The 22,284-nt window shown below is 69.2% G+C and carries 18 protein-coding genes and 3 pseudogenes; 10 read left to right on the top strand and 11 right to left on the bottom strand.

Annotated elements, in window-relative coordinates:
• Positions 1 to 104: 104 nt before the first annotated feature.
• Positions 105 to 686: a hypothetical protein gene (locus AB0I41_RS25725; protein WP_357112472.1), complete on the top strand. Its 582-nt coding sequence runs from the start codon at positions 105 to 107 to the stop codon at positions 684 to 686.
• Between the two features lie 125 nt (positions 687 to 811).
• Here the strand turns inward: AB0I41_RS25725 and AB0I41_RS25720 are convergent, their stop codons facing one another.
• Positions 812 to 1,309, bottom strand: a complete 498-nt coding sequence (locus tag AB0I41_RS25720) for a YcxB family protein (RefSeq protein WP_357112469.1) — start codon at positions 1,307 to 1,309, stop codon at positions 812 to 814.
• A 675-nt stretch (positions 1,310 to 1,984) separates the two neighbouring features.
• Between AB0I41_RS25720 and AB0I41_RS25715 the strand changes: the two are divergent.
• Positions 1,985 to 2,260 (top strand): annotated as a pseudogene (locus tag AB0I41_RS25715) (RNA polymerase sigma factor); the annotation flags it as partial.
• A 79-nt stretch (positions 2,261 to 2,339) separates the two neighbouring features.
• Here the strand turns inward: AB0I41_RS25715 and AB0I41_RS25710 are convergent.
• From AB0I41_RS25710 to AB0I41_RS25695, 4 genes and pseudogenes are all read right to left on the bottom strand, one after another.
• Positions 2,340 to 2,828, bottom strand: coding sequence for an MmcQ/YjbR family DNA-binding protein (locus AB0I41_RS25710; protein WP_357112466.1), 489 nt, complete (start codon positions 2,826 to 2,828; stop codon positions 2,340 to 2,342).
• An 87-nt stretch (positions 2,829 to 2,915) separates the two neighbouring features.
• Positions 2,916 to 3,011, bottom strand: a pseudogene (locus AB0I41_RS25705) (DinB family protein); the annotation flags it as partial.
• 517 nt (positions 3,012 to 3,528) lie between these two features.
• The gene (locus AB0I41_RS25700) at positions 3,529 to 5,769 is read right to left on the bottom strand and encodes a DUF4132 domain-containing protein (RefSeq protein ID WP_357112463.1); all 2,241 of its coding nucleotides are present in this window, start codon (positions 5,767 to 5,769) and stop codon (positions 3,529 to 3,531) included.
• A 567-nt stretch (positions 5,770 to 6,336) separates the two neighbouring features.
• Complete coding sequence (locus AB0I41_RS25695) at positions 6,337 to 6,729, bottom strand: hypothetical protein (RefSeq protein WP_357112461.1); 393 nt, start codon at positions 6,727 to 6,729, stop codon at positions 6,337 to 6,339.
• Between the two features lie 170 nt (positions 6,730 to 6,899).
• Between AB0I41_RS25695 and AB0I41_RS25690 the strand changes: the two genes are divergently transcribed.
• Positions 6,900 to 7,619 (top strand): hypothetical protein, encoded by a 720-nt coding sequence (locus AB0I41_RS25690; protein WP_357112458.1) that lies wholly within the window; start codon positions 6,900 to 6,902, stop codon positions 7,617 to 7,619.
• Between the two features lie 171 nt (positions 7,620 to 7,790).
• Here the strand turns inward: AB0I41_RS25690 and AB0I41_RS25685 are convergent, their stop codons facing one another.
• Entirely contained in the window at positions 7,791 to 8,315 is a 525-nt protein-coding gene (locus AB0I41_RS25685) for a PEP/pyruvate-binding domain-containing protein (RefSeq protein WP_357112456.1), read from the bottom strand.
• Between the two features lie 110 nt (positions 8,316 to 8,425).
• On the opposite strand from AB0I41_RS25685, the gene AB0I41_RS25680 reads away from it, so the two are divergent.
• The 4 genes from AB0I41_RS25680 (at position 8,426) to AB0I41_RS25665 (ending at position 11,554) form a co-directional block, all read left to right on the top strand.
• Positions 8,426 to 8,896, top strand: a complete 471-nt coding sequence (locus AB0I41_RS25680; protein ID WP_357112454.1) for a UPF0158 family protein — start codon at positions 8,426 to 8,428, stop codon at positions 8,894 to 8,896.
• A gap of 252 nt (positions 8,897 to 9,148) precedes the next feature.
• Positions 9,149 to 9,982, top strand: a complete 834-nt coding sequence (locus AB0I41_RS25675) for an ATP-binding cassette domain-containing protein (protein ID WP_357112451.1) — start codon at positions 9,149 to 9,151, stop codon at positions 9,980 to 9,982.
• Positions 9,983 to 9,991: 9 nt separating this feature from the next.
• Positions 9,992 to 10,753: an ABC transporter permease gene (locus AB0I41_RS25670; protein WP_357112449.1), complete on the top strand. Its 762-nt coding sequence runs from the start codon at positions 9,992 to 9,994 to the stop codon at positions 10,751 to 10,753.
• A gap of 30 nt (positions 10,754 to 10,783) precedes the next feature.
• Complete coding sequence (locus tag AB0I41_RS25665) at positions 10,784 to 11,554, top strand: MerR family transcriptional regulator (RefSeq protein WP_357112446.1); 771 nt, start codon at positions 10,784 to 10,786, stop codon at positions 11,552 to 11,554.
• Between the two features lie 242 nt (positions 11,555 to 11,796).
• Here AB0I41_RS25665 and AB0I41_RS25660 read toward each other — a convergent pair whose 3' ends face one another.
• Both AB0I41_RS25660 and AB0I41_RS25655 read right to left on the bottom strand, forming a co-directional pair.
• Positions 11,797 to 12,930, bottom strand: coding sequence for a HAMP domain-containing sensor histidine kinase (locus AB0I41_RS25660; RefSeq protein WP_357112443.1), 1,134 nt, complete (start codon positions 12,928 to 12,930; stop codon positions 11,797 to 11,799).
• 5 nt (positions 12,931 to 12,935) lie between these two features.
• Positions 12,936 to 13,592, bottom strand: a complete 657-nt coding sequence (locus AB0I41_RS25655; protein WP_357112440.1) for a response regulator transcription factor — start codon at positions 13,590 to 13,592, stop codon at positions 12,936 to 12,938.
• An 86-nt stretch (positions 13,593 to 13,678) separates the two neighbouring features.
• Between AB0I41_RS25655 and AB0I41_RS25650 the strand changes: the two genes are divergently transcribed.
• The 3 genes and pseudogenes from AB0I41_RS25650 to AB0I41_RS25640 all read left to right on the top strand — a co-directional run bounded on the left by AB0I41_RS25650 (position 13,679) and on the right by AB0I41_RS25640 (position 15,736).
• Positions 13,679 to 14,860: a serine hydrolase domain-containing protein gene (locus AB0I41_RS25650; protein ID WP_357112438.1), complete on the top strand. Its 1,182-nt coding sequence runs from the start codon at positions 13,679 to 13,681 to the stop codon at positions 14,858 to 14,860.
• Positions 14,861 to 15,152: 292 nt separating this feature from the next.
• Positions 15,153 to 15,512: pseudogene (locus AB0I41_RS25645) on the top strand (DUF234 domain-containing protein); the annotation flags it as partial.
• Between the two features lie 41 nt (positions 15,513 to 15,553).
• Entirely contained in the window at positions 15,554 to 15,736 is a 183-nt protein-coding gene (locus tag AB0I41_RS25640) for a hypothetical protein (protein WP_357112437.1), read from the top strand.
• Here the strand turns inward: AB0I41_RS25640 and AB0I41_RS25635 are convergent.
• From AB0I41_RS25635 to AB0I41_RS25625, 3 genes are all read right to left on the bottom strand, one after another.
• Positions 15,727 to 16,887 carry a helix-turn-helix domain-containing protein gene (locus AB0I41_RS25635; protein ID WP_357112435.1) on the bottom strand — a complete coding sequence of 387 codons (1,161 nt, stop codon included), beginning with the start codon at positions 16,885 to 16,887 and terminating at the stop codon, positions 15,727 to 15,729. The genes AB0I41_RS25640 and AB0I41_RS25635 overlap by 10 nt on opposite strands.
• Complete coding sequence (locus AB0I41_RS25630; protein WP_357112432.1) at positions 16,874 to 17,896, bottom strand: LuxR C-terminal-related transcriptional regulator; 1,023 nt, start codon at positions 17,894 to 17,896, stop codon at positions 16,874 to 16,876. Before AB0I41_RS25630 ends, AB0I41_RS25635 begins: the two co-directional genes overlap by 14 nt.
• A 117-nt stretch (positions 17,897 to 18,013) precedes the next feature.
• Positions 18,014 to 22,147: a S8 family serine peptidase gene (locus AB0I41_RS25625; protein ID WP_357112429.1), complete on the bottom strand. Its 4,134-nt coding sequence runs from the start codon at positions 22,145 to 22,147 to the stop codon at positions 18,014 to 18,016.
• Positions 22,148 to 22,284 lie beyond the last annotated feature (137 nt).

Below are 22,284 nucleotides of genomic sequence, written 5' to 3'. Positions count from 1 at the left end.
CTGGACCGCCACTGCCGAATCGATCCTGGCCAAGGTTCGACGTGGACGCGTCGCACTCCAGCAAGCGGCTAGTCAAAACTGAGACAGAACACTAGGATCATGGCGTGTTTGATCGCGAGGTACACGAGGAATCGCGTGGATTGGACCTTGGCTCGGTCCTGCCACACGTCAAGGCAGCGACTGCCGGCCCGCATCGGCAGCAGCAGCGGATCTCGGATCTCACGCCGGTAAGCCGCGCATTCGTCGGTTCGTTGATGACCACCTACGTCATTGACATAGGCGCCGGGCTGCGGTTCGTCTCCGAGCAGGACCTCACCGGCACCGCGATCACCGTGGACGAACTGCACCAGCGGGCCGTGCGCAACTTCGCCGAACTGGTGGCCAAGCAACGAGTCCGCATGCCGAAATACCACGCAATCACGCCGGTCCTGTACGACGGGAACTTCGAGGTCAGCCTCATGTTCCTCGACGAGGTATGGGCGTGGTTCGAGGCGCAGTTCGGTGAACCGGCGATCCTCGCGGTTGCGCCGGCCCGCGACATCTTCGCGTTCTGTCCGGCCAGCAGCGCGGAGGGTCGAACCCAACTAGGTGAGCTGATCGACCGTGTCTGGCCAACTGCCGATCACCCGCTGACACGCGATTTCTACCGGCGGGTGGACGGGGCCTGGCAGCTGGATCAGCCTTAGCGTCACGGCTCACCCTCGACCCGCAACGAGCCGAGGAGCCCTGTCGCTGGACGAGCATCCCATCGCACAGCGGACCGCGATCAATGTTGGTAACGATCCGTAGGCCCGACCCGCGGCAAATGAGTTCACTGAAGCTGGAGCAGCCCACGTTTGGCCATATAGGCTCGCAACGTCTCGGCGTCCTCGGCGGACATCAAGCGGCGTGGGATCACGGTCGCCGGCATCCGGCCGACGTACACGATCCAGAACTCAGGGGTGTCCCTTACCTGGGCGACCCCGTCCCAGGCGATGCCGCCGGACTCCGAGCCGCTGCGCATCATGATGTTGTCGTCGGTGATGTCGTAGGCGCCCTCGACAGCGTAGCGACTGGAGCGGCGCCGGGCGCGCAACTGCACCCACGGCGGGTACAGCATCGACAGCAGGCCACCCACGACCATCGCCATGCACAGCGGCGAGATCTGGTCGCCCCACGCGAACCCCCGCGAGACGGCGAAACCGATCGCCCCGACCGCCGCCAGCACCGCGCCGATATAACCGTACTTGCGCAGCCGAACACTGCTGAGCGCAGCGGCCACGCGGCCTGGGTAGGCGGGGTCGGCTGGGACGTCAAAACGGATGTGCACGCCAGAACGATAGTGCCCCCACCCGCCCCGGGCAGCGCCTGACTCGCGCCCCGCTGGCCGGATCGTCGGGGGCCGCCCGTTGTCAGCGGCATGAGCGGTCACGCCGTGCCGTATCTGCAGACGAGGGGCGAACATCCGCGACACTCAGACCTGCTCGACCTCCCCAACTGCTCGCGGTTTGCCGGGGAGTCAAGCGGGCGAGTGTGCGTTTCGAAGGACGGAGGTCGATCCTTTCCTCAGTCACGACGGCGGGCTGCCTTGAGCAGGAGTTTCCGGGATGGTGTCGTATCAAGGCGTAGCCGTTCGTGGAACCAGTGAGGTGATCTCAGCAAGGTTCGGCGGCCGGGTGGGGATGACACGGGCGTAACGTCCATACCGGACGGTGTGGGATATGGACGTGGAGCCATCGATAGACAGGTTCTTGCGACAGAATCCAGTCTTCGAGAGGGCTCCACGTGATCGCCTATTCTGCCAGGCTCGACGTGCCCAGGGAACTCGTACAGCACGTGGTGCGGCTGCTTCGTGCCGAGCGTCGGGCGGTGGGCACCCGACCGGGAACCCGTGCGCTGACGTGCTTCTACCAGGCGATCCTGGTGTTGGTGTGGTTTCGCAAGGGTGAGGACAAGGCCACCCTCGGGGCGGGGTTCGGGGTCTCGCGGGCTACGGCCTACCGGCCAGATGGTGCTGCTCGATCCCTCGCCGATCGTGCGGCTCAACCGGGCGGTCGCGGTCGCCGAGGTCGACGGCCCCGGGGTCGGGCTGGCCGAGGTCGACCGGCTCGCCGAGGTCCTTGACGGCTACCACGCCTTCCACGCCGCGCGCGCCGACCTGCTGCGGCGACTCGGGCGCGGCGGCGAGTCGCGGGCGGCGTACGACCGGGCCATCGGTCTCGCCGGCAACCCCGTGGAGCGGGCCTACCTCACCCGCCGCCGCGACCAGCTCGCCGGCTGATCGACACGTGGAGCCAGCCCGTTCCAGCACCGTTCGCGGCAGATCCGTGCGTCTGGTGGGGCCGGGGCTGTCGTGGCGGTCATCGCTCTTCATGGCCTCGGCCGGAATTATGCTCGGGACCGCCGGAGTCGAGCAGAGCAACCCTGCGTGACCCGGCCGTACGTCGGTAGCTGGCGTCGAGTAGCTCGTCGACCTCATCCCAGTCGGTGTCGCCGGTCAGGTCCACCCCGATCCACCCGTAGGCACCCAGGTAGGCCGGCACGAAGCAGCGGTCTTCCTCCAACAGCGCCTCACGCTCGTCGGGATCAACCAACACGAGCACCGAATGTTCATGCTGCCGATAGACGCCGTCGACTTTCACCGATCCCCCGTAGTAGGCGAAGACCTTGGTGGTGAAGAAGGCGGGATGTCCGTGGGAGATCTTCTCGGCCGCGTCGGGGAAGGCCAGGGCGAGCGCCCGCAGCCGGCTCAGAAGCGGATCTGCCTCGTCAAACACGATGGGGTGCGGCATATCAGAAGGTAAACACACGGTGGACGGCTGCGGCGTCCTGCCGGCGGTAATCTGCACCAGCCGCCACGGTCGACCTGTGGCTCGCACGGCGCCATCATCGCGGCTACTTGGAGCGTGCACCAGATCGGAACGAATACCGGGACGTCATAGGTGGCCTCGGCTGCCCTTCCATAGGTAGAGGTCGCGCAGCAGGGATATCTCGGCGCCGTGGTGAATGACCTCGCGGTGTACGTGCAGGATGAGCTTCGCCATCGGTGCGTCGGCGTATTCCGGCGGTGAGATGGCGGCTTGCGGTTGAGCTAGTCCGGCTGGGCCGAGGTGGCGGACATCCCGGATCCACGAAGCTGATGCTGCCAGTGCCACTCAAGTTGGTCGACCAGCTCTGCGTTCCAGTCCACATCCATGGTGCGACGGTAGAGATCGACACGCGACCCGATCAACCTACGACAAGACCGCCTGGGCCCCGAAGCAACCTACAAGGCGTTGTCTCCCACTCCGGACAGCCGCGGACAGCCGCGACGAGCGGACCGCGGCAGATGTGCGCACCGGATCTTGCCTCATGCCGACCCCGCGGGCGCGAGGCGGCGCGTGAACGGCCGACGTGCGCTGCTGTTTCCAGCCCTGCCCTCGGCGTAGGCCGCTAACCGGTCCGCGGCGGGTGCCATCGTCGCCGCTCGTCCGCTCGGGCAGGGGCGGTGCCGGTGTATCGGCGGACCGCCCCTGGCGAGGCGGTGCGGCACCTGGGGCCTCGAGCTGCTCAGCTTTTGAGCGCATCGAGCTCGACCAGCAACTCCGACAGGGCGGCCGGATCACAAACCCCCATGGGGGTACTCCGCGCGATCTGCCAGTGATCCGACCACACGTCATCGGCCCAGATCTCGGTGATCCGCTGCTCGTCGCACGTATTGTAGGTTGACGTCGCTACGCCCGGATCCAGCTCGACCAGCAACGTCAGCCCGCCGGGCAGTTGGTGCGCCAGCTGGGTGTGCTGACGGCTCGACTGGTGGTACCCGTTCCCCCGCCACCGTCCGCGCAGCAGCCCTACGACCTGGTCCGTCGCCACCGGTCCGAATCCCGCCAGGCTCGTCGCCGCGCGCTCGGCCTCGGTCAGCGCCACCGCCGGCCGGTGCAGCTGCGGGAACGGCGGCAGAATCTCGTAGTCGGCGAAGATCTGCACCCAGTCGGCGAGGTCCTCACCGAGCTCCGCCGGGTGCACGATGCCGAACGGCGCGTTCCCGTCGACGATCGCGGTCGTGTCGTGGATGTCCGCGAAGCTGCCATCCTCCGCGATCCGTAGCGCCCGGACCAGGCGTTTCCCCGGGTCGTACTCGCCCCACAACAGCCGCCGTGCGATCGGGCCCAGGATCGGGTGCGGCAGCAGGACTGCCGGGAGGTCCCGCGCCGGCCGGAGCCGATGCGCGAGCATGTCCTGCTCCAGGCGCGCGATCTGTGCCACCGCGGTCGCTCGCAGATCCTTTTTCAACCGCAGGAATTGCTGGTAAGCCTCGGGATTGGTGTCCTTGACGCCCGGCTTGGGCGGCCTCGTCAGACGCCGCCCGTCCGCGTCCATGGCGTACGCGGTGAGGTGATCGTCCGTGACCACCGTGAACGCGCGCGGGCCGTAGTCCAGCGTGACCCCGGTGTCCAGCCCGTGTGTGATCGCCAAGCGGTCCGCCAGCTGCGGCACGGACAGCCCGCGCCGCGCGGCGGCTTGCGTGAGGTAGACCACAACCCGTTCGTTCGTCGGCCCGCCCGACATGCCCTCCTCGATCGCCAGCAGGTGCCGCAGCGCCACGTCCGTGCCCACCGTGGCCAGCACCGCGAATCCGTCGATCGCCCGCGCGTACCGGCTTTTCGCTGGCCACGACCGCACCAGCGGCGCGAGCGTGTCCATCGTGGCGTCGTCGCCGACGTGCGCTTGCGCCAGCACCACCCACGCCTCCGACGCCGGCATCTTGTCCGTCAGCCACTCCTGCAGAAACGCCCGCCCGAATGCCGCCAGGCTTTGTCTGTCGCAGCCCGCGATCAGCCTCTCCGACTCCGGATCGGCCGCGGATACCAGCGGCTGCGCGGCCGCCGACGACTCGACGGCCAGCGGCAGACCGCTGTCGTGCGGTGCGGAATCCCCGGGCGCCGGTTCTGGCGCCTCCGCCAGGCGTGACCGGGTCAGCGCACCGACCAACCGAGCGACCTCGTCCTCCGGCATCGTCCCGCCCCCGGCCAGCCGGATCTCCGGCAGCCGCTCAGGTCGCGCCCACTCCGGCGCCTTCCCTTTTCGCGCGGCTTGCGCCGCGTCCGGAAACACCGAGGGTACGGGCGTGAGCAGGTCATCCGCCGGTCGCCAATTCGGCCCGGCGGCCGGTAGCTCACGGCCAGCGGCGGGCTCGAGCAGGGCGGCGACCCCGTACTCGTCAGCGATCTTGACAATCATCGGCCCGTGGCCGATCGCGGCCAGGTAGCGCAGCGCGTCCTCGGCATTCTGTCGCGGCTTGCCCGGGCGCCCGACCGCGCCCGGGATCAGCGCCCGCGCCGCGGTCTCGGCATGCCGGTGCAGCCACAGTCGCGCCCACAGCCGCGCGGACCCGAGGTGCCGCAGCCATCCCGCGACCAATGCGGCCACCTCCGGCCCCCGGAACGGCAGCACCAGTACCCCCAGACGGTCGGCGCTCCCACCCGCCTCGCTGAGTGCGAGCGCCAGCGCGTCCAGTTCGAACCGCGCGACCGCGACCCGGCCCACATCGATCCGTTGCCGGTGCCGCAGCAGCTGCAGCGGCGCCGCGAGCAGCGCCCGCGCCGACGCCTCGGGCCCCTTCGCGAACAGCCATGACACCTGCTCCAAGGTCAGATCGGACAGCCGGTCCGCGCCGGTCGCCGCCTTGACCCAGTCGGGCTTCTCCAGTCCGTGGTCGAGCGCCGTGGCCCGCGACCACCACACATCCCGCTCCCCGTCCTGCCATATCATGACGGTCGGCTCCTCGCGGACCAGCCCTTCGACCACGACCGGCTTGCGCCCCCTACCCGCCGCCATCGTCTCAGCCTCCCCGTTCGTTCGCCTCGCGCAGTGCTGGCGCGACCGCTCCGCGCGGACCTGCGGCCCCATTCGCGAATCGGTCCAGAGACCGTATCGGAGTGGTGCTCGCGCTCACTCCCGGCCCGCGTTCGTTGCCCGGACCCGGATCCCACACGGATCGGGCTGGGAAAGGTGGGCATGACAGCGCCGCAAGCCCGATGCCAACGGCAACGAGATTCCCGGGGTGCCGTGGGGACCGAGCTGGACGATTGGACCGCCTTCACCGACCACGACCGTCCTCCCGGTCAACAAACTGGCCGCCGCTATGACGACAATGACCGAAAGCGGAGCGTGCTGGCGGCGGAGACGGCGCTGCCGCCCGGCCGTGACGGGCGTCCGGTCCTTTAACTACCGACCTTCGGTCTTCGCGCTGGATGACCGTGGGGCCGGCGATGGCCTGATGGGCCAATGCCCGCATGGCTCAACCACCATGTACTGATCTCGGCAGATCCGGCCGGTCGGCGAGACCGCGCAACTCGCGGCATGTCCGGGCGCTCACCGGCCGGGGGCGAAAAGGTCCTCGCCACTGATCACGAAGCACCCGAACATGCCGCCGAGGACAGCTCGTTGGTGCTTCGTCAGCGGGTTTACGAAGACCGCAACGCCGACCTTCGCGGCCCGGCATGCTTGCGCAATTTCGCGCGCTTTGCCGGGGCTAATCAGCGTCCGTCGAGAGAACGGTACGGTCATCTTGGCCGCACCGCCGTGCGAGACGCCCCGCCGCTGGACGTGCCGGCTCACTACCCGCCCACCATGTGCCTCCACCGAAGCCGCCAGCAGATCGAGCTTTGCGCCGAACTCTATATCCTTTGCCGAGAACAGGCCTACGAGCACCACATCGGTGCCCGCCAGCACAGAGGTCGGTGGCCCAGTCGGATCTTGCCGCACGGGGCCATGGTGCCGGACGCCTCACGGGCATCCGCTCATCGACAGTTTCGAGCGGCGGCCCACCGGCGTCGCGTCACGCTGCATAACGCGCGGATCGCGGCAGATCAGGGTGTTTCCCTCGATGGGTATGTGGATGATGTGGGTGCCTGTTGGTGGCTAGGCTGACCGCGATGGTGGGGCCTGGGAGCGGAACCGCGTTGGGGCGGTTGTTAGCGCATCGGTGGCCGGAGGCTGCCGCGACAGCGGGTGCCCTGCGGCCGGAACTCGACGCGGTGCTGACCGGCGGCGCGGCCAGTCCTTCGTTGGTGCGGCAGCTGGCGCCGATGCTCGGGTTGCACACGGCGGATCTGTTCGTGGTCGCCGGGCTCGATCTGCCGCAAGATCTGGTGCCTGCCAGCGGTACCCGGCCTTGGGATGTCGGGACGGTTCTGGAAAGGGCGGCCAAGGTGGCGCCGCAGTCGCTGCGCCGGTTGCGCGAGTTCGTCCGGTCGCTACCCGAGCATCCGCCGGCGTGGCCGCCTGTGGGGCCGCGCTACAGGTACGGGCTGGGGCCTGGCGAGATGATGTTGTGGCTACTGCGGAACCGCAATATCGGGCCATACGACCCGAAGCTGTTGTACTTGATCGGCGACGGGCCAATGGTGTCGGCCTTCACGATGGCGAAGCTGGGACCTGGCCGTACGCGGCTGACGCCGCAGTACGTGACCTCGTTCGCCACCGTCCTGGGTATTCCTGACGATGACTTGGCCGCCGTCGCCGGGGTTGCTGCGGCCACCGATCCACGTCTGCACCGCAACCACGTTGAACTTGCCCGGTTGGCCTGGGATGCCCGGCGATTGACCGGCGAGCAACTGTCCGAGGTGCTCGACCTGGCCAGGCGACTGCGGTAGCTGAGTCAACAATGATCCCGCCGCCGTCCGACCACCTCGGAACCAAGCCAAATGCCTAACAATCAGGACGCACCGGCAAGGTCACGAAACCGGGGTCACTCTGTACGTCGCGGTTGGCGCACTGACATCGGCAGAACAGAATGCCTGTGGCCGGACGCGCCGGTCGTCTCCCTACCGTCGCACGTCGACCAGGCACCATTCGATGTCCTGCGGGCGGCCGAAATGCGCTTCGATCCGCCGCCCGAGCTGCACGAGCCGCACGACCTGCGCATCCGTCAGCGCCGGCTGCTCCTGCCGCTGCGGGTCGATCGCCACTTCCTGCGTCCCGCCCGCCGGCGGGGCGTGAACGGCACGCTGTTTGGCGGCGTGGACTCCGGCGGCGAACTCCGGGAGGCTGCGCGGGGCGAAGATCGGGCCGAGGTCGGCCGTGACCGACGGCACGGGCTCGGCTATCGCGGGCTCCCCGGAGTGCATGCCGGGCCGGAAGGCGAATCGCCGACAGAACGGCGTCCAGTACTCGTCGTCGGCGTCCATGGAGATCGGGCTCCGGGCGGGCTGCGACTGCGGCCCGACCTCGGTGACGCGGTCGTCGGAGCCGTGGACGATGGCGGCGACCTTTTGCTGAATGGTACGAAGCACGGTGATGGTGTCCCGGTCCGCAAAGCCGGTGTCGGTGAGACGCGGGGACCGCTCCAAGGTGGTCCGTGAACCGGCCCGCCAGCGGGCCAGAGCAGAGCCGATAACCTGCGCAGGGCAACGTCCGATTCTACCGCGGACCGCGCCCGTGCAGGGATTACGGTGGTCAGGTGCTTGATCTGAGCAGCCTTGACCTGGAGGAGATCGCGACCGCGTTGGCGGACCAGACCGACTACGAGCACCGGTGGCTTATCAATCCACAGAACGGAGCGGTCGTGTTCTGGACATCCGACACCGGAATCGACGGCCAGACACCCGTTGACCTCGACGAGCTGGACCTGATCTGCATCGACCCGCTGCCGTCCTACATCTGGTACCAGGACATGGCCGACTTCGCCGATCAGATCAGCGACGACCGAGCCGGGCGGAGACTGGCGCGGGCTATCCAGGGCAAGGGCGCCTTCCGCCGGTTCAAAGCCGAGCTGCACGAGGAGTATCCGCACCTGCTGCCAGCGTGGTACGCCTTCCGCGAGGCCCGCGCCCGCCGCCGCGTGGTCGAATGGCTCGCCGCCAACTCGCTCATCGAAGACGATGCGGCCGCGCGTTTTCTTGACGAGCACCCCGAGCCCAACGTGCAGTGACCGGACAGCCATTCGCGGCGATGATCTTTGCGTTGGTACGCGCACATCTGCCGCGAGTCGCGCGTCCAGCCGCCGCGGCGTAGTCACGCTGAGTAGAAGCTGGTCACCCGGCCTGCCCTCGGCGGGTGTGCGGATTTGCCGATGAGCGAGCGGTGGATGGAGCCCTGACGCCACTCCCGCAATCTGAGCAGATAACGCTGCCTTGCTCCCGGGCTTGACCTTGACGCAGCGTCAACCCTGCATGCTGGCACCATGTCCATAAATTTTCAGATGTCAACCGAGCAGGTCCGCGGGCCTGTGATCCAGGTTCAGGGCCTGGAGAAGTCATACAAGGATCTGCACGTGCTGCGTGGCGTGGACTTCGACGTGGCGCGGGGCAGCATTTTCGCCCTGCTCGGCTCCAACGGGGCGGGTAAGACCACGGTCGTGAGGATCCTGTCCACGCTGCTCAAGCTGGACGCGGGGACGGCCAGCGTCAACGGCTTCGACGTCGCCACGCAAGCGGCGAACGTGCGGGAGTCCATCAGCCTGACGGGACAGTTCGCGGCCGTCGATGAGATCCTCAGCGGGCGGGAGAACCTGGTGCTGGTCGCCCGGTTGCGGCATCTGAGGGATCCGGGCCGGATCGCGGATGACCTGCTGGCTCGCTTCTCACTGACTGACGCGGCGACACGGAAGGTGTCGACGTACTCGGGTGGCATGCGCCGCCGCCTCGACATCGCGATGAGCCTCATCGGGAACCCGCCGGTGATCTTCCTCGATGAACCGACGACCGGGCTCGATCCACAGGCGCGTCTCGAGGTGTGGCAGGCCGTCAGGGAGCTCGCCGGGCAGGGCACGACGGTGCTGCTCACCACGCAGTACCTTGACGAGGCCGAACAGCTCGCCAGCCGGATCGCGGTCCTCCACCGGGGGCGCATCATCGCCAACGGCACTCTCCCCGAGCTCAAGCAGCTGCTCCCGCCCGCCAAGGTCGAGTACGTCGAGAAGCAGCCGACCCTCGAGGACGTCTTCCTCGCCATCGTCGGTGACGACGGCACTGACAGCAAAGTAGGCGCCGCCAGCTCCGACGGCACGAACAACTAAGGACCCTCGATGACCAAGCACTTCTTCGATGACACCGCCGCCCTACTGGGGCGGTCCCTGCGCCATATCAGCCGCAGCCCGGACACCATCATCACGACCGTGGTCATGCCGATCGCGTTCATGCTGCTGTTCGTCTACGTATTCGGCGGCGCGATCCAGACCGGGTCGGACAAGTACGTGAACTACCTGCTGCCTGGCATCCTGCTCATCACGGTGGCCTCGGGCATCTCCTACACCGCATACCGGCTCTTCCTCGACATGAAGGGCGGCATCTTCGAGCGGTTCCAGTCCATGCCGATCGCACGCTCGTCCGTACTGTGGGCGCACGTGCTGACCTCGCTGGTCGCCAATCTGATCTCGCTCGTGGTGGTGGTGCTGGTCGCCCTCGTCATGGGCTTCCGCTCGGGGGCCGGCGCGCTGGACTGGTTAGCGGTCACTGGCATCATGATGCTGTTCACCCTGGCCCTGACTTGGCTCGCCGTCATCCCGGGCCTGACCGCGAAGTCCGTGGACGGCGCGAGCGCGGTTTCCTATCCGCTCATCTTCCTGCCGTTCATCAGCTCGGCCTTCGTACCCACCGACAGCATGCCCGGCCCGGTGCGCGCCTTCGCCGAGAACCAGCCGGTGACGTCCATCGTCAACACGATCCGCGGCTTGTTCGCTCAGCAGCAGGTCGGTGGCGACATCTGGATCGCCCTCGCCTGGTGTGCCAGCCTCCTCATCGTCGCGTATGGCGTCGCCATGGCCATCTACCACCGCAAGATCAGTTGACGATGTGTCTCCTTCGTGCAGGCTGAAGCCATGCTGACGATCGGACGGCTGGCGTCCTACGCCGGGGTAACCATCCGCGCGGTGCGGCACTACCACCAAATCGGACTGCTCCCGGAGCCGGAGCGCGACGCCTCCGGCTACCGGACCTACGACGCCGTCGCGGTCGTGCGACTCATCCGGATCCGGACCCTGGCCGAGGCCGGCGTCCCGCTGGCCCGGGTCCGCGAGCTGCTCGACGCCGCCCCGGAGGCGTTCGCCGCCGCGACCACTGAGATCGACCGGCAGCTGCGGGCGCAGATCCGCGCGCTGCAGGAGCACCGGCGGCGGATCGCGCGGCTGGGCTCCGGCGATTCGTTGGCTCTCCCGGAGGAGGTGGTCGACTACCTGGACCGCCTGCGTGCCACCGGAGCGCCGGAGGCGATGATCGTGGCCGAGCGCGACGCCTGGATCCTGATAGCGGCGCGCTGGCCGGAGGCGATCCCGGCGTTCATGGCCCAGAAGGTGGCCGAGCTGGCCGACCCGAAAATGGTCCGGCTCTACCAGCTCATCGGTCGGATCGCGGAGGACTGGGAGGACGACGAACTGTTGCGCGAGACGGCCGACCTGATGAGCGAGCTGTTCGAGCAGGCGGCAGCCATTGGGCAGCTGGACTGGCGGGATGAGCATGTGCCCGACGCGGAGTTCATCCGCCTGATGGACGCGTTCGCCGATGGTGCCCACCCCGCCGTCGCGCGGCTGCGGGAGCTGATCGCTGAGCGTGGGTGGACCGGGTGGACCCGGGTCGAGAAGCGCGAGACCTGAGGCGTCACGCCGTGCCCGCACCCGCCTCTGATCAGGCGCACCCGTCTGCCGCGATCAGTGCGCTGCGTACGAAAGGATCTGCAGAGTTGAGTGCCTTGTGGCTCAAGCGGAGAGGGCGGCGCGGGAGTGGAGGAAGCGGCTTTCGGCGGCGTTGCCGGTGAGCGCGGCGGCGCGCTCGTGCCGCAACAGGCCGCGGGCGATCGCCATGAAGCGTGCCCCAGGGTTGACAACAGGCCCGTTCGCTAGGCCCAATCGCCGGGCGGCAGGCGCACCGTGACGTCGAGCCCGCCGGTGTCCGGGCCGGCGAGGGAAAGTTCGCCGCTGTGCGCGAGGACAATGGCACGCACGATCGACAGGCCGAGCCCCAGGCCCGCGACGCCGCCCCTGACGAACGGCTCGGACAGCTGATCCACCGCGTCGGCCGGTATCGGTGGGCCGGTGTTGGCTACCCGCAGCACCGCGTGGCCCGTCTCGGTGCCGGTGGTTACCGTGACCTCGCCGTCGGGGTGGTTGTGTCGTACAGCGTTGTCGATGAGGTTGCCAGCGAGGCGTTCGAGTAGCGTCGGGTCGCCGGTGACCGGCGCGGGTCGCAGGTCGATACCCACGGTGATGCCCCGCGCCGCCGCCTCGCCCGCCTTGGCGTGCAGCACTGCGGTCGCCACGACGGCGAGGTCCACCGGATGCCGTCGCCCCGGGCTGGCCTGGCTGTGCGCGAGGGCAAGGAGCCCGTCGAGCGTGCGCTGGCTGCGGTCGACCGCGGTCCGCACGTCCTCGGCCATGGCGAGCAGTTCAGCGCGGCTGGGCCGGCCGTCGAGGGTGACGTCGATTGCGGTCCGCATGGTGGTCAACGGGGTGCGCAGCTCGTGTGCTGCATTCGCGGTGAACATACGTTGGCTGTCCAGGACCCGATCGCGCTCCGCGACTCCGCGCTGGATCCGGTTCAGCATCCCGTTGATGGTGCCGGCCAGCGCGGCCAGCTCATCGCCGGCCGCGGTGACCGGCACCCGCTCGGACAGGTGCTCGGCGGACAGCCGCTGGGCGGTGGCGGCGATGACCCGGATCGGTCGCAGCACCCGGCCGGCGACCAGCCAGCCAGCCACAGCGGCGAACACGGTCACCACCGTGAGGGCGGTCGCGGCCTGGGTGAGCAACTCGGTCAGGGCTTCGGTACGCACCTGGTCGGCGACGTCCGGCACCACGTCGTGCAGCGGTGGTGGTGGCTCAGTCCCGTCAACAGTGTGCACTTGGACGTGCACCAGGCGGCGGCCCAGATTCCGGCCCATCAGCAGGTACGTGAGTCCGGTGAGCGTGAGGCCGGCGGCCAGCACCAGCGCGGTGTACAGCAGCGTGAGCCGCGCCCGCGCCGTCAGTCGCACCCGGGTCACGGTGTGATCCGGTACCCGGCGCCGATGATCGTCTCCACCAGCGGCGGGCCGCCGATCTTGCGCCTCAGCGTGCCGACGGTGATCCGGACGGCGTTGGTGAACGGGTCGGCGTTCTCGTCCCACACCTTGTCCAGCAGCATCTCGGCGCTGACCACGGCGCCCCCGGCGGCCAGCAGCTCCTCCAGGACACCGAACTCTTTCGGCGTCAGGTGCAGGAGCCGGCCGGCCCGTTCGACGGTGCGCCGGGCCGGGTCGAGCACGACGTCGGCGGCGCGCAGTACCGGTGGCCGGGCCACGGTCGTACGCCGGCCCAGCGCCCGCACCCGCGCGACGAGTTCGGAGAACGCGAACGGCTTGCCCAGGTAGTCGTCGGCGCCGAGGGCGAGCCCGTCGACCCGGTCCTCCACCGTGCCGGATGCGGTGAGCATGAGCACCCGCGCGGTACCGTCCTGCGCCAACTGCCGGCACACCACGTCGCCGTGGACGACGGGCAGGTCCCGGTCCAGCACCACCACGTCGTACGGCGTAACCGCACACTTGTCCAGCGCGGCGCGGCCGTCGAGGGCGACGTCCACCGCGAAGCCGTGTTTGCGCAGCCCGACCGTGATGTACCCGGCCAGCGGCTGCTCATCCTCGACCAGCAGCACCCGCATCGACCCAGTATCCCGGCATCGGCCTATGGACCGGATATGGGTCGGCGATCGGCTGTCCATCCCCGCCCGCCGGTAGACAGTTGGCCATGACGACTCGACGTTCGATGTTGACCCTGCTGGGCACCGCTCCCCTGGCGAGCACGGCCCTGGCTCCGGCGCGGGCCGGTGCGGAGCCCGCCGCGACCGGCAACGCGGCGGGCAGGGTTCCCGATGGCCTCAAGCCGGGCGGAGAGCTGGACCGACTCGTCGCCGACCTCGCCGCCAAGGACCAGTTCTCCGGTACCGTCGTGCTGACCCACCGGGGTCGCACCGTGCTGAGCCGCTCGTACGGCATGGCCGACAAGGCGCGCTTGGTGCCCAACGGACCGGACACCGCGTTCGCGCTCGCCTCGGTGACGAAGCTGTTCACCGCCGTCGCCATCGCCCGGCTGGTCGAGCAACGCACGGTTGCTTACACCGATTCGGTGGGGCGCTTCCTCGACGGGTTCCCGGCGGGGATCGCGGACAAGGTGACCGTCCACCACCTACTGACGCACACCTCCGGCCTCGGCGACCACCACATGGCGCCGGGCTTCTGGGACCAGGCAGCCAACTGGACCAGCCCTGAGTCGGTCATGGCGGGCTGCACCGCCTTCATCCGGCAATCGTCGCCGGCGTTCGAGCCGGGTGCCGGTCACCGGTACAGCAACTCGGGCTACCACCTGCTCGGCGAGATCGTCGCGCGAGCGTCCGGGCGGACGTACTACGACTACGTCCGCGAGCACGTCTTCGCTGCCGCCGGCATGTACGACACCGACTTCCCCGCCCGGCCGCAGCGGGCCACCGACGCCCGGATCGCCCACCCGTACGGGAAGCAGCCGTCGGGCGAGCGAGTCGACCTCACCGACCGCATGATGTTCGTCGGCACCCCGGCCGGCGACGCCTATGCCACGGCCGCGGACCTGGACCGGTTCGGCCAGGCCCTGCTACAGGAGCGGCTGCTCACGCCGCCGGTCACGCACATCACGCTCAGCGGCAAGGTGCCGATGCCGCCGCCGCCAGGCGCGACCCCGCCGCCGCCGACGACGACGTTCCAATGCTACGGGCCGATCGGCGGGTACATAAACGGCCACGCCACCCTCGGGCACGGCGGCGGCTCACCCGGCGCATCGACGTCGATAGACCTGTACCCGGACACCCGCTGGTCGGTGGTGGTGCTGTGCAACTACGGCGACAACGCGGCGTTGCCGGTGGCCCAGCTGGCGCGCCGGATCATCACCACCACGTGACCGCTCTGCGTTGTATGCCGGAGAGCAACGAACTGATCTGCCGTTGCGACACGATGTCGCACTTTGCGAGTGGACTCGCAGTTAGGAGGGCCGACGTGATGTCGGTTGTGTAGTCCCGGGCGCGTGCTTGCTGCCTGGCCCTGCCCTTGGCGTGCGCTGCGGGCAACGGTGGGGTGCGAAGCCCGAGGGGAAAGCCGGAGGGTCCTCGTCCCACCGTGAGGAAGGCGCAGCTCCCCGGGCGGGAACAGGATGAACCGAGTCAGCGCATCCACCTCGAACCCGGGTCACCAAGATCCTTAACTCGCTGGAGCGACTCGGGCTGGTCGAGCGGCTGCGGCCGATCACGTCATCGCCGCGGGCCAGGAAGATCGCGTACCGGATCTGCGACCAGTTCCTGCGGTTCCACTACCGGTTCGTCGACCCGGCCCGTTCACAACTACGCACCAACGCCCTGTCCGCGGATCACCTGCGCGACTGGGTGCTCCCGCAGCTCGACCACCACGCGTCACAGGCGTGGGAGGACATCTGCCGGGAGCATGTGCTCCACACGGTTCCCCGGGGTGAGTGCTTGGTCGGGCGGTGGTGGGGGCAGGTGCCCACCGGGCAGGGGCAGCGGACCGAGGAGCGCGAGGTCGACGTCGTCGGAGTTGACGCACACGGCACACCCTTGGTGGTCGGGTGTGCAGGTGGACGGTGGGGGAAACCGACTTCGACGAACCCGATCTCATGGACCGGCTCATCCCCCGCATCGATGGCACCAAGGGACCGGTCCAGCGCTTTCTCTTCTCCCGCAGCCGGTTCAGTGGCCGACTTCGAGCCTTCGCCGCGGAGGAGTCCACGGTCACGCTCGTCACCGCCGCCGACATCTACGCCTGACCCGAGGTGCCGCGGTGGCCCCGCGGGTCCTGGTACTCCTGGAAGTCGCGGAAGGCGGCCTGGACGCCGGCCTGGAACCGGTTGCGCGCGCCGAGTTCGGTCATCAGGGTGGCGATCCGTCGGCCCAGCGTGCGGTAGCCGACCCCGAGCTGCCGGGCGATCACCTCGTCCGTGCTGCCGGACAGGAGCAGTGCCACGAGCTGCTGCTGTAAGCGTTCGGTCTCGCTGTGATCCACATCCGACGCATTGGGCGGCTGGCTGGCCGGCGAAATGCCCTGGCCGGCATCTGCCGGGTCGAGCGGAGGCTGCGGCACCGGCGCGGCGCGCTCCCACAGTGCATCGAAGAGTTTGCCGAGTGCGACGAGAAGCCCGCTCGGGTACGCCACCATTGCGCCCTGGGTGTGCTGGGCGTCGCCGGGTTCGGGCTCGACCTGCAGCAGCGCCAGCCGGTCGTCAACCAGGCAGAGGCTGACGGGCAGCGCCGGCAGCGTCCGTACCTGCGCGCCGGCGGCGGCCAGGTCGGTCAGCCGGCTCCGCGCGCCGGGAAGTTCGAGGCAGTCGCTCTGGTAGACCGCGCGGCAGATCACCTGGCCGTACGGCGGCGTCGGCTCGAACACCACGCCGGGGTCCAAATCGGACGGACCACCGAGGTCGGACGGTCGGACCAGAAAACGCAGCTCGTGCTGGGCGGTCCGATGCAGTGTCATGAGCCGCTGCACGACGGCTCTGCGGCCGTTCACCCTCTCGACCACCGTGGGGCGGCGGCCGGCGGCGTGCCCGCGGTAGGCCGTGGCGAGTTCGTCGATGTGCCGGCGGGCCTCGCGCATCTGCCGCTCGTAGGCGAGCAGCAGCGCCTCGATCGCGATGTCCGGCGGTACCGCAGTGTACAGATCCGGCGGGCCGGGCACCCGGCTGGCCAGGTCCCTGGCCTCCAGCGCGGCGAGTACGTCCGCGAGCGGCTCGGGGCGTTGCCAGGCCGTGGTGAGGTCGGCGACGGTGGTGGGGAGCCGGCCCACCAGCAACTCGTAGGCCGCCTCCTCGGCCGGGGCCAGCCCGATCGCTGCCAGCGTGCCGCGTCCGTCGGCGGCTGTTCCCGCTGCCGAGTCCGGGACTGAGTCCGGTGCCGGTCGAAGGCCGTCAGGGCTGGGCACCGTGACCCTCCCCTCGCGCGGTGAGCCAGCCGCGGGCGACCGCCCGGTAGCCGGCCTGGAACCGGGTTCGGGCATCGAGTTCGGACATCATGTCGCTCACCCGACGACGCACGGTGCGTTCGGACCAGCCGAGGTGGTCGGCGATTCCCCGGTCGGTCAATCCGGACACCAGCAGGGACAGCAGATCGCGGTCCACATCGGGCAACTCACCCGGCCGGCTCACCTCGGCCTTGCCGTCGCGGATGCGCAGCGGCACCGCGCGTTCCCAGCACAGTTCGAAGAGTGCGAACAGCGCCGCCAGCAGCACCGGGTCACGCACGATCAGCACCCGGTCTGACGGCGCGGTGTCGGTGTCGAGCTGGAGCATCCCGAGTGGCCGGTCACTCAGGATCATCTTCAGCGGAGTCTCGGTGACCCGGGCCTGCTCACCGGCCTCGATGGTCTGGGAGATGGCCGCGACCCGGCCGGGCAGGTCGAGCGCGCCGTGGTCGTACAGCACCCGGCAGGACATCCCGCCGCGCAGCAGTTCCAGCTCGATCTGGTTGGGGTCCAGCTGGTTCTCTGCGGCGTACGGCGGTGCGTCGCACACACACAGTTCGTGTCGGGCGCTGCGCAGGACGTGAGTGAGGTACCGGTCGATCTCGGCGGCGCCGTGGACGACCTCGACCGGTTCGGTCGGACCGCCGTCGGCCGTGGTGCCGTGAACCTGGTGGAACTGCGTGCTCAGCGTGAGCATGCGTTGGTGGACCTGGGTCAGCTCCTGGCTGCGTGCGCCGACGAGGGCTCCCAGTGCGGTCTGCGGCGGGGTGACGGCATACCGCGGCGGGTCCGTGCTGGTCAGGGTGACCAGGTCCAGTTGTCGGAGTCGGGCGAGTGCTGGTCCGGTGTGGTCGGTCCAGGCGTGGTCGGCCGCGAGCCGGGTGAGTTCGGCGTGGGTCACCGGTGGGTGGGCAACCAACGCTTCGTAGAGGCCCTGCTCCACCGGCGACAGACCGAGGATGCGTAGCACCCGTCGATCATCACCGACGGAGGACGGGTGAGCCGCCGGTTTTCCCGTGACATCGGACGGGAGCATGGGTCTGGGGTGGCGGACGGTGTGTCCGCCACCCCAGAGGGTGAGTGGATGCTAGATCGCGGCTGCTCCCGTGCCGCGGTACTGGCCCGCGTGGTGTTCTCCGGCCTTCAGGCCGTAGGCCCGGGTGATGGTCTGGGTGACGGTGTTGCCGGCGGAGTCGACACCCTCGGCGCGGACGCTGACCGCGCCGGTGGTCTTGGACAGTGCCGGGTGGTCGAACGTCGCGGTGTACGCGCCGTCGCGGGCCGCCTGGGTGGTGATCTGCTTCCAGTGCTTGCCGTCGTCGAAGCTGAGCCACAGCTTCAGGCTCTTCAGCGTCGGCTCCGGCCCGGTCAGGTACGGGCTGTGGTACCCGGTGACCGTCACCTGGCGCCGGGTGCCGGCGGGCAGGGTGTTGTCCAGGTCCAGGTCGAAGTCGTACCCGAGGTACAGCTCGTCGGTCGCCTGGCACGGGTCGAGGATCGGATCGGCCCAGCCGTCCTCGTCGTCGACCGGGGTGTGCACGAACCAGCCGCTGCAGTGAATGCCCACCCCTGCCGGCGGGACGGTGGTGAACCCGTCGTCACGCCGTTGCGAGGTGAACGTCCGCTCGGTCTGGACTTCGCGGGCGTAGACCTGCTCGGCACGCGGGGTCTGGTACCGCTCGGTCATCCGCAGGTTCGTCTGCTCGGCCGGCAGCATGGCGTAGGGGCTGAAGTACCCGAAGAGGAAGTAGAACCAGAGCCCCTCCTGCACCGGGATCTCGGTGCCGTCGTCCTTGTACAGGTGCAGCTCGGTGCTCAGCTTTCCGTCGGGGTCCCGGGCCCAGGCCAGCTGACCTCCGCCGGCGCCGTTGTTGCTCAGCGCGTGCTGGATGCTGAGCATGTTGCCGTTGCGGCAGGACATGCACATCTGCCAGAGGTAGTCGGCCGTGGCCGGGTCGACCCGGATCGAACCAGGCACCATCGGCTGCTCGCCCCAGTCGCGGACGGTCGAACCTGACCGCGCGACGGCATCGGTGTAGCCCTGTGACCAGCCTCGGTAGCCGGTCTCGTAGACGAACTCGGCGTTGTCCAGCCAGACCAGGTCCCTCTGCGCCGGCCCCACGTAGGAGGTCAGGGTGCCGGGCGCCGTCACGTCGAGCCGGTTCTGTCGGAGCAGCTTCGGGCCGGCGAGGATCGGCTGGAACGACACTGCGGCAATACCGGGTGCGTCGGCGTGCAGCCGGTTGTCGATCCGGTACAGCTCCCGATCGGTCACCGCGTGCGCCCCACCCGGCATCCGGTCGTGCCCGACGAACGTCAGCGGGTACACGTAGGGCGTCGACGCGGTGGCGTTGACGTCGAGGCTGACCGGGCCCTTCGCCAGCATGTCGGCGAGCATCCGGCCCTCGCCCGCGGCGAGGTTCATCGTCGGGATCGGGTAGAGCGGCCACCACTGCTCGGTCGCGTACCGGCTGGTCGGGTTGAGGAACGGCCGGCCGAGCGGACCGTAGCCGAGCACCCCGGCCGCACCGGCCCGCTGGGCGTTCTCCACCCGGTCCAGGCCGTCGGTGTCGCAGGGGAACCACTCCGAGGAGGGCTCTGCCGGGCAGATGTCGGACAGGTCGAGGAGAACCAGCTTGCCACGGACGTCGAGGCCCTCGAAGTCGGCCGGCAGGCCGGCTCCGGCGGAGACCAGCGGCAGGGTACGCCGCCCGTCCAGCTTCGGTATCTCCGCGTCGGCGATCTGGTAATGCGGTGTCAGCCTGGTGTGGCCGGCGCCGTGGAGGGTCATCGTGACCGGGTCGACGCCCGACAGGAACTGGGTGTAGGAGGTGAAACTGCCCCGGGTGGCCTGGCCGGTCGGCAGTGTCCACAGGCGGGTCTCGCCGTAGGGCTGGTTGTAGTACTGCTCCAGCTCGAACCGGCTGTTCTCGGTGACGTCCCGGTACCCCAGCGCCATCTGGTAGGGCACGGAGGGCTTGGGAGTCTTGACCGTCACCCGCTGCGCCTTGCGTAGGTCGAAGGTGACCGAGACATCCTTGGTGGCGTCGACTGTGGGGTTGGTGACCACCGCGTGGTTGAACTCGCCGTCGGCGTCCCGCCAGGTCACGTCGGTGCCGATGCTGTACATCCCCGCCACCAGTTCGCCGGTGTGGCTCTGCACCGGGTCGGACAGACCCAGGGGGGTGAACTCGGGCTGGTCGTCGAGCCGCAGCGCGAGGAATCCGCCATAGGTGACGTCGGTGGCGCCCGGCGGGTTGATCACGTTGACCGAGAGGTTCACCGTCTTGGGTTCCTTGAACCCGCCGACCGCGGTGGTCACCTGGATGTCACCGCCGGTGGCAGGGGCGGTACCGGTGGTGTGCACCGAGCCCTGGTAGGTCGTCAAATCGCCCTTGGTGGCGTCGAGCGTGACGGTGACCTCGGCGGTGCCGTGGGCCGGGACGGTCACGGTCGACGGGGTGACGGTGAGTGCGCCGGCGGGGGCAGGGCCGGCCTTGGTGACGAGCGTGGTGGACAGGTCGAGGGTGACCGGTGCATCGCCGTCGTTGGCGTAACTCAGCGTCCTGCTGGCCGGGCCGGTCTGCGGATAGGTGAGCAGCCCGAAGTCGACGTTGCCGGTCGCGTACACCTGCTGGGCGGTCGCCCGGGCGACGTCGACCCGGCCGGCGCCCTGGGAGTAGGCGCCGTGGCCGAGGTCCTTGCTGGTGCTGGTGAGTACCTGCTTGATTTTCTGCCCGGTCCAGTCCGGGTGTTCCTGGGCGAGGATCGCCGCGGCGCCCGAGACGTGTGGGGTGGCCATCGAGGTGCCCGAGATGGTCGTGTACTTGTCGTCGACGATCGGGCCGAGGGCGGTGCCGTCGGCCTTCGCGGCGGTGATGTTCACACCGGGGGCGGCGATGTCGGGCTTGAGGCCGTAGTCTCCGGGCCGGGGGCCGCGGCTGGAGAAGCTCGCCATCTGGTCCTGCTTGTCGACCGCCGCGACGGTCAGCGCCGCGTCGGCGGCGCCGGGTGTGTTGATCTGCTGGAAGCCCCCGTAGTTTCCGGCGGCGATCACGAACAGGGTGCCGTACTGCGCGGACAGTTCGTTGACGGCCTGGGAAACCGGGTCGGTGCCGTCGGTGACCGCGCCGCCGATGCTGATGCTGACGATCTTGGCGCCGGACCGGGCGGCCCACTGCATGCCGGCGATGGTCGCCGAGTCGGAGCCGTAGCCGTCGTTGCGGAGAACCTTGCCGACGATCAGCTCCGCGCCTGGGGCGACACCCTTGTACTTCCCGCCGGACGCCGCGCCGGAGCCGACGATCGTCGACGCCACGTGGGTGCCGTGGCCGTGACCGTCCTTGACCGCTTCGCCGTCGATGAAGCTCTTCGAGTCGAGGACCTTGCTGGTCAGGTCGGGGTGGGTGTCGTCGATGCCGGTGTCGAGCACGGCGATCGTGACGCCGGTGCCGTCGAAGCCGGCCTCCCACGCCTCCGGCGCGCCGATCTGCGGCACGCTCTGGTCGAGCAGGGCCTTGGTCCTGTGGTCCAGCCAGATCTTTGACACCCCGGCGTCCAGCGTGGACGCAGCCGCCCTGCCGGCAGGGTTCGGGGAGTCGACTGACGCCCAGAACCGGGCGGCCTGCGTCTTGGTGACCTTTACCGCGGCGGAACTCACCGCTGGCAGGGCCTTCGGTGTGGCGGTCGCCGGGAGTGCGTCGGTCTTGGTGGACAGTACCTTCGCGTCCCGGGTGGACTTCGGGTACTGCACGATGAGTGGGAGTTCTTTCGATGCGTCGTCGGCGTAGCCGTTCTTCACCAGGTACGCCACGTCGAACAGACCGCGTTCCAACCGCCCTGCGCCGATGAGCCCGCGCGCGTCGGACGGGAAGACGTAGAACGCGTCACCCTCGCGCAGGTGTGTGAACGACACCGACCGGCCGCCGGCCCGGGGTGCCGCGGCCACCTCCACCTGCGGCGCACCACCGTTGGCACCGGGCAGGTAGGACACCACGTCACCGGTGACCAGGGTGACCTTGATCGCACCGGCGAGCGGGGTGTTGGTCGCCGGCAGCGGCGATTCGCCGGCGGACGCCGCCCCGGCCGGGCTCGCTAACGCGGTCGAGGCTGGCACGGTCGGCGGAGGTGCCGCCGTGCCGGCCGGCCCGGTCGCGGCCACCAGCGCGAGTACCACCGCGCCGGTGACCGCTGCTCGCAGCCGCCAACGTTGAGAACGCATGAATGAAACTCCTCGGCGAACAGGGGGTGAATCAGGAAGGGGCCGGCCAGCGACTGACGATGACATTCGGTACCGCTCGGTGGAAGGTCGCGGGCAGGCCGGTTGGCGCCAATGGCAAGAACCGGCCTCGGGAACCG

Origin of the sequence: Micromonospora sp. NPDC050200 (genome assembly GCF_040656135.1) — a bacterium.
In the GTDB taxonomy this organism is placed as follows: Bacteria; Actinomycetota; Actinomycetes; order Mycobacteriales; family Micromonosporaceae; genus Micromonospora.
Note: the sequence above shows the minus strand (reverse complement) of the source record. Positions and strands in the feature narration are given on the sequence as shown.

What these genes read in the sequence shown, in the direction of transcription:
- AB0I41_RS25690 (WP_357112458.1), top strand. Translation starts at nt 6,900, where the DNA reads ATGGTGGGGCCTGGGAGCGGAACCGCGTTGGGGCGGTTGTTAGCGCAT.
- AB0I41_RS25675 (WP_357112451.1), top strand. Translation starts at nt 9,149, where the DNA reads ATGTCCATAAATTTTCAGATGTCAACCGAGCAGGTCCGCGGGCCTGTG.
- AB0I41_RS25670 (WP_357112449.1), top strand. Translation starts at nt 9,992, where the DNA reads ATGACCAAGCACTTCTTCGATGACACCGCCGCCCTACTGGGGCGGTCC.
- AB0I41_RS25665 (WP_357112446.1), top strand. Translation starts at nt 10,784, where the DNA reads ATGCTGACGATCGGACGGCTGGCGTCCTACGCCGGGGTAACCATCCGC.
- AB0I41_RS25655 (WP_357112440.1), bottom strand. Translation starts at nt 13,592, where the DNA reads ATGCGGGTGCTGCTGGTCGAGGATGAGCAGCCGCTGGCCGGGTACATC.
- AB0I41_RS25650 (WP_357112438.1), top strand. Translation starts at nt 13,679, where the DNA reads ATGACGACTCGACGTTCGATGTTGACCCTGCTGGGCACCGCTCCCCTG.
- AB0I41_RS25625 (WP_357112429.1), bottom strand. Translation starts at nt 22,147, where the DNA reads ATGCGTTCTCAACGTTGGCGGCTGCGAGCAGCGGTCACCGGCGCGGTG.